General features: G+C 64.3%; 8 protein-coding genes. 6 read left to right on the forward strand and 2 right to left on the reverse strand.

Annotation, left to right across the window (positions count from 1 at the left end; genetic code table 11):
* Positions 1–247: 247 nt before the first annotated feature.
* Positions 248–1603 carry a bifunctional UDP-N-acetylglucosamine diphosphorylase/glucosamine-1-phosphate N-acetyltransferase GlmU gene (gene glmU / locus IVB32_RS11885; protein ID WP_247296665.1) on the forward strand — a complete coding sequence of 452 codons (1356 nt, stop codon included), beginning with the start codon at positions 248–250 and terminating at the stop codon, positions 1601–1603.
* Between the two features lie 6 nt (positions 1604–1609).
* On the opposite strand, the gene IVB32_RS11890 is transcribed toward glmU, so the two are convergent.
* A complete protein-coding gene (locus tag IVB32_RS11890; RefSeq protein WP_018457943.1) occupies positions 1610–1828 on the reverse strand; it encodes a hypothetical protein in 219 nt (72 codons plus the stop codon).
* Between the two features lie 220 nt (positions 1829–2048).
* Between IVB32_RS11890 and glmS the strand changes: the two genes are divergently transcribed.
* The 3 genes from glmS to IVB32_RS11905 all read left to right on the forward strand — a co-directional run bounded on the left by glmS (position 2049) and on the right by IVB32_RS11905 (position 5700).
* Positions 2049–3875, forward strand: a complete 1827-nt coding sequence (glmS, locus tag IVB32_RS11895) for a glutamine--fructose-6-phosphate transaminase (isomerizing) (RefSeq protein WP_247296667.1) — start codon at positions 2049–2051, stop codon at positions 3873–3875.
* Positions 3876–3964: 89 nt separating this feature from the next.
* A complete protein-coding gene (locus tag IVB32_RS11900) occupies positions 3965–4738 on the forward strand; it encodes a DUF502 domain-containing protein (protein WP_018457941.1) in 774 nt (257 codons plus the stop codon).
* A gap of 104 nt (positions 4739–4842) precedes the next feature.
* Entirely contained in the window at positions 4843–5700 is an 858-nt protein-coding gene (locus IVB32_RS11905; RefSeq protein ID WP_085353114.1) for an NAD(P)-dependent oxidoreductase, read from the forward strand.
* 28 nt (positions 5701–5728) lie between these two features.
* Here the strand turns inward: IVB32_RS11905 and IVB32_RS11910 are convergent, their stop codons facing one another.
* The gene (locus tag IVB32_RS11910; protein WP_247410404.1) at positions 5729–6160 is read right to left on the reverse strand and encodes an AAA family ATPase; all 432 of its coding nucleotides are present in this window, start codon (positions 6158–6160) and stop codon (positions 5729–5731) included.
* A 262-nt stretch (positions 6161–6422) separates the two neighbouring features.
* Between IVB32_RS11910 and IVB32_RS11915 the strand changes: the two genes are divergently transcribed.
* Both IVB32_RS11915 and IVB32_RS11920 read left to right on the forward strand, forming a co-directional pair.
* Positions 6423–6812 (forward strand): nuclear transport factor 2 family protein, encoded by a 390-nt coding sequence (locus IVB32_RS11915; protein ID WP_247296670.1) that lies wholly within the window; start codon positions 6423–6425, stop codon positions 6810–6812.
* 105 nt (positions 6813–6917) lie between these two features.
* Positions 6918–7274: helix-turn-helix transcriptional regulator (locus IVB32_RS11920; RefSeq protein WP_247410406.1), on the forward strand; the 357-nt coding region annotated here is incomplete at its 3' end.

Consider the following 7274-nt stretch of genomic DNA (forward strand, 5'->3'; position numbering starts at 1 on the left):
CAAGTCCGGAGAACAGCCCGCCGGTCTCCTTGGCGCCGAAGGCATCCGCCAGTGGGTCGGAATCCTTTGCCATGAACGTTAAGTGCCCAACCCCTGTCCGGCTTCCCCGAATCAATCAGGGAACATTAACAGGAAAAGCGTGTCGCACTTGAACTCCGGGCGTTTGCGGGGGTAGCAAGGCGATAGCTGATGAGGGCGGCCCGTCGCCCGCTGGCGCCGATTGATTCGGCCGATTGACAGGATTGCGATGACCGCCCGTTCCAGCCTCACGATCGTGCTCGCCGCCGGCGAAGGCACGCGTATGCGCTCACACCTGCCGAAAGTGCTGCATCCTGTCGCGCACCAGAGCCTGCTCGCCCACGTGCTCGCCGCGGCGCCCAAGGGAACCGGCACCTCGCTCGCGGTCGTGATCGGACCCGATCATCAGGCGGTGGCGGACGAAGCAAGGCGCATCCGTCCCGACGCGCTCACCTTCATGCAACAGGAACGGCTCGGCACCGCACATGCGGTGCTGGCGGCGCGTGATGCCATTGCGCGGGGCGTGGATGATCTGCTGATTGCGTTCGGCGACACGCCGCTGATCTCGGCCGAGACCTTTGCGCGGCTGCGCGCGCCGCTGGCCAAAGGCGCCGCAATTGCCGCACTCGGCTTCCGCGCCGCCGATCCCACCGGCTATGGCCGCTTCATCGTCGAGGGCGACCGCCTGGTCGCGATCCGCGAGCAGGCCGATGCCAGCGCCGAGGAGCGCAAGATCGACCTGTGCAATGCCGGGGTTATGGCGATCGACGGCCGCCGCGCGCTCGCGATCCTCGACAAGATCGGCAATGCGAATTCCAAGGGCGAGTATTATCTGACCGACGCGGTCGGCATTATCAGCGAACAGGGATGGGATGCCGTGGTGATCGAAACCAGCGAGGACGAAGTGCGCGGCATCAACACCAAGGCGCAGCTCGCCGAGGCTGAAGGCGTGATGCAGGCGCGGTTGCGGAAAGTGGCGATGGAGTCCGGCGTCACGCTGATCGCGCCCGAAACCGTCTATCTCGCCGCGGATACCGTATTCGGCAAGGACGTGACGATCGAGCCCTTCGTGGTGATCGGCCCCGGCGTTTCGATCGGCGACGGCACGGTGGTCCATTCCTTCTCGCATATCGTCGAGACCAAGCTCGGCAAGAAGGTCTCCATCGGCCCCTATGCGCGGCTGCGGCCCGGCACCTCGCTCGGCGACGGCGCGCGCATCGGCAATTTTGTGGAGACCAAGGCCGCGACGCTGGAGGCCGGCGTCAAGGTCAACCATCTCTCCTACATCGGCGATGCCACCATCGGCGCCAATTCCAACATCGGCGCCGGCACCATCACCTGCAACTACGATGGGTTCAAGAAGCACAAGACGATCATCGGGCAGGGCGCCTTCGTCGGCACCAACTCCTCGCTGGTCGCACCGGTGACAATCGGCAACGGCGCCTATATCGGCTCGGGCTCCGTGATCACGCGCGACGTGCCTGATGACGCCATGGCGCTGGAGCGGAGCCCGCAGACCATCCGCGAAGGTGGGGCGGTGCGCTATCGCGAGCTGAAGACGGGTGGCAAGAAGCCGGAGAAATGAACGCCGCTATTCGTCGTCGGCGAATTCGGAGAAGATCGCGCGCGTCAGGCGCCAGCCGCGCGGCTTGGCACGCTTCGCCGGCTCGCCCGCGACATGCTTGATGAAGACGGGCTTGCTTTCCTTGCCGCGCTGGGGCGGCGGCCAATGCGCGAGGTGCGTGCCGGTGGTCTCGCTGGCGCGCACCGCCATCGATGACAGGCCTTTGCGGTTGGATGAGCCTTTCATGGCCTCTCTCCTTGGTACGCAAGGGTTGGCCAAATTTGTTGACAACAAGTTAACGCGCGCGGTTTAAGGCCCAGCCAGTTCGACGCAGGCGAGGCTCGGTCGCCGTCGGTGCTGTCTCAATCAGCAATAATTATTGAGTATCTGGTTCCTTAGGAACTTCGCTAAAAACCGAGCTGGTCGTTTAGGCGATTTTTCGACGATTTGGGGGATATTGATCGGCATGTGCGGGATTGTCGGCATTCTCGGGCGCCAGCCGGTTGCAGAGCAATTGGTGGATTCGCTCAAACGTCTTGAATATCGCGGCTATGATTCCGCGGGCGTCGCCACGCTCGAGGGCAAGCATCTCGAGCGCCGCCGCGCCGAGGGCAAGCTGAAGAATCTGGAGAAGCGGCTGGAGGCCGAGCCGCTCAAGGGCACGACCGGAATCGGTCACACCCGCTGGGCCACCCACGGAAAGCCGACCGTGAACAATGCGCACCCGCACGCGACCGAGCGTGTCGCCGTCGTTCACAACGGCATCATCGAGAATTTCCGCGAGCTGCGCGAGGAGCTCGAAAAGAAAGGCACGGTGTTCCACACCCAGACCGACACCGAGATCGTGCTGCATCTCGTCGACGACCTGCTCACGCGCGGCAACAAGCCGGTGGAAGCGGTGAAATTGACGCTGGCGCGGCTGCGCGGCGCGTTCGCACTCGGCTTCATCTTCGCGGGCGAGGACGATTTGATGATCGGCGCGCGCAACGGTCCGCCGCTCGCGATCGGCTATGGTGACGGCGAGATGTATCTCGGCTCCGACGCCATCGCGCTCGGGCCGTTCACCGACACGATCAGCTATCTCGAGGACGGCGACTGGGTCGTGCTGACCCATACAAGCGCTTCGATCTTCGACAAGGACGGCCATGCCGTCCAGCGCGAGAAGACCAAGCACGCGGCCTCGACCTCGCTGGTCGACAAGGCCAATTACCGCCACTTCATGGCCAAGGAGATCCACGAGCAGCCGGAAGTGGTCGGCCACACGCTGGCACGCTATGTCGACATGGCGACCGAGCGGGTCTCGCTGCCGGTCAAGCTGCCGTTCGACTTCAAGAACATCCAGCGCATCAACATCACGGCTTGCGGCACTGCGAGCTACGCCGGCTTCGTCGCAAAATACTGGTTCGAGCGTTTCGCGCGCGTGCCGGTCGAGGTCGATGTCGCCTCCGAATTCCGCTACCGCGAGGCGCCCTTGCGCAAGGGTGATCTCGCCATCTTCATCTCGCAGTCGGGCGAGACCGCCGACACCTTGGCCGCGCTGCGCTACGCCAAGGCCCAAGGCGTGCACACGGTGGCCGTCGTCAACGTGCCGACCTCGACGATCGCGCGCGAAAGCGAGACCGTGCTGCAAACGCTGGCCGGCCCAGAGATCGGCGTCGCCTCGACCAAGGCGTTCACCTGCCAGCTCATGGTGCTGGCAAATCTTGCGATCGCGGCCGGCAAGGCCCGCGGCGAACTGACCGACGAGGACGAGACCAAGCTCGTTCACGGGCTCGTCGAAATCCCGCGTTTGATGTCGGATGCGCTCACCACCGAGCTCCAGATCGAGAAGCTCGCGCGCGAGATCGCGAAATCTCGCGACGTGCTCTATCTCGGTCGCGGCACCAGCTTCCCGCTCGCCCTCGAAGGGGCGTTGAAGCTGAAGGAGATCTCCTACATCCACGCCGAGGGCTATGCCGCCGGCGAGCTCAAGCACGGCCCGATCGCGCTGATCGACGAGACCATGCCTGTCGTCGTCATCGCGCCCTACGACCGGGTGTTCGAAAAGACCGTCTCCAACATGCAGGAGGTCGCCGCTCGCGGCGGCAAGATCATCCTGATGACCGACGCCAAAGGCGCGCAGGAGGCAACCGTCGAGTCCCTCGTCACCATCGTCATGCCCGATATGGCGGCGGCGTTCACGCCGATGGTCTATGCGGTCCCGGTTCAGCTGCTCGCCTATCATACGGCGGTCATCATGGGGACCGATGTCGACCAGCCGCGCAATCTCGCGAAATCCGTGACGGTGGAATAGGCAGAGGGGTCGAGTGCGGGACGCTTCGTGGTCTTCCAAAACCTGCTAGAAGACCCTAGCTTGGACGAAGCGACTGACTTGGAACCCGAATGAACCCCCGTGACGACGCGCCTGCGCCTCTTGATGCCGTGCCCGAGCCGCATACCGGCCTGATCGGCCGCTTCCGTAACTATTTCCTCACCGGCCTCATCGTGACGGGGCCGATTGCGATCACGCTGTATCTGGTCTGGTGGTTCGTCACCTGGGTCGATGGCGTGGTGCGGCCGTTCGTGCCGCTGGCCTATCGGCCCGAGACTTATCTGCCCTATGTCATTCCCGGCTGGGGGCTGATCGTCGCATTCTTCACGTTGACGCTGGTCGGCTTCCTTGCGGCCAATTTGATCGGCCGGACACTGGTCGATGTCGGCGAGACCTTCCTCGGCCGCATCCCGGCGGTACGCGCCATCTACCGCGGCCTGAAGCAGGTGTTCGAGACGCTGTTCTCGGGCAAGGGCTCGAGCTTCCGCAAAGTCGGCCTGGTTGAGTTTCCTTCGCCGGGCATGTGGTCGATCGTGCTGATCTCGCAAGCGCCGAACGAGGACGTCTCCCGCAGCCTGCCGGGTCAGGAGGAGCACGTCTCGGTGTTCCTGCCGTGCTCGCCGAACCCGACGACCGGCTTCTTCTTCTATGTGCCCAAGAGCAAGATCGTCGAGGTCGACATGAGCACCGAGGATGCCGCGACGCTGATCATGTCGGCCGGCGTCGTGCAGCCGGGCTCAGCGCCCGATTCGAAGAAGGCAGCGGCGCTGGCGGGCATGGCGAATGCCGCGCGTATTGCCAACGCCTCGGCGGCGGTGCAGCCCCAGCCTGCGAAGGTGGAGTAGGGCCATTCCCCTGCGGGATGGCCGCCGTTCACGCGGGCGTCTCGTCCTCTGCTAGTCTCCGATTGAACTGAGCGCGTTGCTCGGGCTTCGATCTGGAGTGCACGATGTCCAAAACTATTGCGATCCTCGCGCCCGGTGCCATGGGCAGTGCCGTGGCCCGCCGTCTCGGCGAGCACGGTGCGCGTGTGCTGACGTCGTTGAGAGGGCGGAGCGAAGCGACGCGCAAACGCGCCACGGATGCCGGCATGATCGGCGCCGAGGACGACGCGATCGCGGACGCCGACATCATCCTGTCGATCGTGCCGCCGGGCGAAGCCGTGGCGCTCGCCGAGCGGCTGGCCGGGCTGATCGTCCGGCGCGAGAAGAAGCCGGTCGTGGTCGATTGCAATGCCGTCAACGTCGATACCGTGATGAGGATCGAGGAGATCATCGGCTCGGCACAGGCGCCGTTCGTCGATGCCGGCATCATCGGGTTCCCGCCCCAGCCCGGTGGCAAGAGCCCGGCCTTCTACATGTCGGGCGAGCACGCCAAGGATGTCGCCGTGCTGAAGGATTTCGGGCTCGACGTGCGGATCGTCGAAGGGCCGGTCGGTGCCGCGTCCGCGCTGAAAATGTCCTATGCCGGGATCGTCAAGGGCCTCGCCGGGATCGGCGCGGCGATGGTGGTCGCGGCAACGAAAGCGGGGGCTGCGGATGCGCTGCGCGACGAACTCGCACTCAGCCAGCCCGCGGTTCTGGCCCGGCTCGAAGTCGCGTTGCCGGACATGATTCCGAAAGCCTATCGCTGGGTCGCGGAGATGCGGGAGATTTCCGGCTTCCTCGGCCCCGATCATCCGGCGAGCCAGGTTTACGAAGGCTTTGCGCGCTGGTTCGACCACCTCGCCGAGGATGCGAAAGGCGAGGCGGCGGATACCGACCTGATGAAGGCATTCGCCGCGCGCATCGCGCAGAAGAAATCCTGATCGTCCGGTCTCACGTCACCGCCATCCATCATGTGCCGTGCAGCGAATCCAGAAACCCCTGGATGTCTCGATCGCGTCTCAAGCGCACGACCGGAACGTCAGCGCCATACTGCATACGCTCGGCCTCGATGACAGGCGCGCGCTCGGTGTCGTAGCGCCACGCCTCGCGCATCAATTTCCAGTCGAACTGCTCGGGGCACCCCTCCGGGAGATCAGGCCGGGCCTTGTCGCGATCGAAGGCGGATCGCAGGAGAATGCGCCACTGGCAGAGCCAGCGCGGGCGGTCGATGACGACCAGCGTATCGGCGCGCGCGAGCGTGAGATCGAAGGCAAGTCCCGAGAAGCTGCCGTCGACAACCCATGCGTCGCCCGCGATCGCCTCAGTAACCCGTGCTCGGAAGTTCGGTTTGTCGGATGGCTTCCATCCCGGCCGCCAGTAGAGCACGTCGAGATGCACCACCGGCAGCGCGAGCTTTTGCCCGAGATTTCGGGAGAGGCTCGTCTTTCCGCTACCCTGACAGCCTACAACGATGATCCGGCGCATCGTCGTAGGGTTCCATAAAGTCGGGCGAAGGGAAAGAGGAGGCCTCCGAACGCGCCTTATTACCTGGCATGTAATTGAGCCCATCTGCAGCCTGGCTACTGTCCCGGTTCATTCACCCGACAGGAAGCATTCCATCAAGCCTCCTGTCGCGTGTGTGTCGGTGCATGAGGAGAGAGCTATGCAAGTCGTGTTTACGAAGAAGGAGCCGCCGCAATGGCTGCTCGACATGTGGCGGGAGATCGACAACAAGACCTTCGGACCAGGCTTCGACTGTTTTACGGAAGATGCCGTTTGCAACCTCGGCGTCGCCGATTGGAAGGGGCGCGAGGCGATCCGCGGCAATCTGAAGGCCTTCATCGACACCGGATTCACCGCGCTCCATCACGTCACCGAATATTGGGACGCGGGCTCGCTGAAGGTGTTTCGGGGTGTCGTGGACATGACACCCGATGATCCCTCAATGAAGACGGTTCATCCCACCATGACGCACTTCTTCTACATGGACGAGAGGAACGACACCAAGGTACGGCATTGGGTCGGTGCCGTGGGGCCGGTCGCCTTCGGTTGATCGCCAGAACCTGCTACCATCGGCGGTGGTGCCTCGGACAAGCCGACGTACCGCCGCCGATGCGCGTTGACGATGCCGCACATCGACAGGAAGGATCAGTCGGCCATGAAAGCGACGGCCAGTGCCCTCAAGACGCGCGCCAGTTCCGCGGGCGCGCTGCTGCGTCAATGGCGGGACATTCGCGGCAAGACGCAGCTCGACCTGTCCTTCGACGCCGGCGTCTCGCAGAAGCACATCAGCTTCGTCGAGAGCGGCCGCAGCGTTCCGAGCCGCCAGATGCTGCTCGACCTTGCGCAAGCCCTCGACGTGCCCTTGCGCGAACGCAACGAGCTGCTGCTGGCCGCCGGCTATGCGCCGTCCTATTCCGAGCCCGCGCTCGAGGCGCCCGGCATGACGAGCATCAACCGTGCCCTGCAACGCATGCTGCGTCAGCACGAGCCGTTTCCCGCCATCGTCATGGAC

The organism is Bradyrhizobium sp. 23 (genome assembly GCF_023073295.1).
Lineage (GTDB): Bacteria > Pseudomonadota > Alphaproteobacteria > Rhizobiales > Xanthobacteraceae > Bradyrhizobium > Bradyrhizobium canariense_D.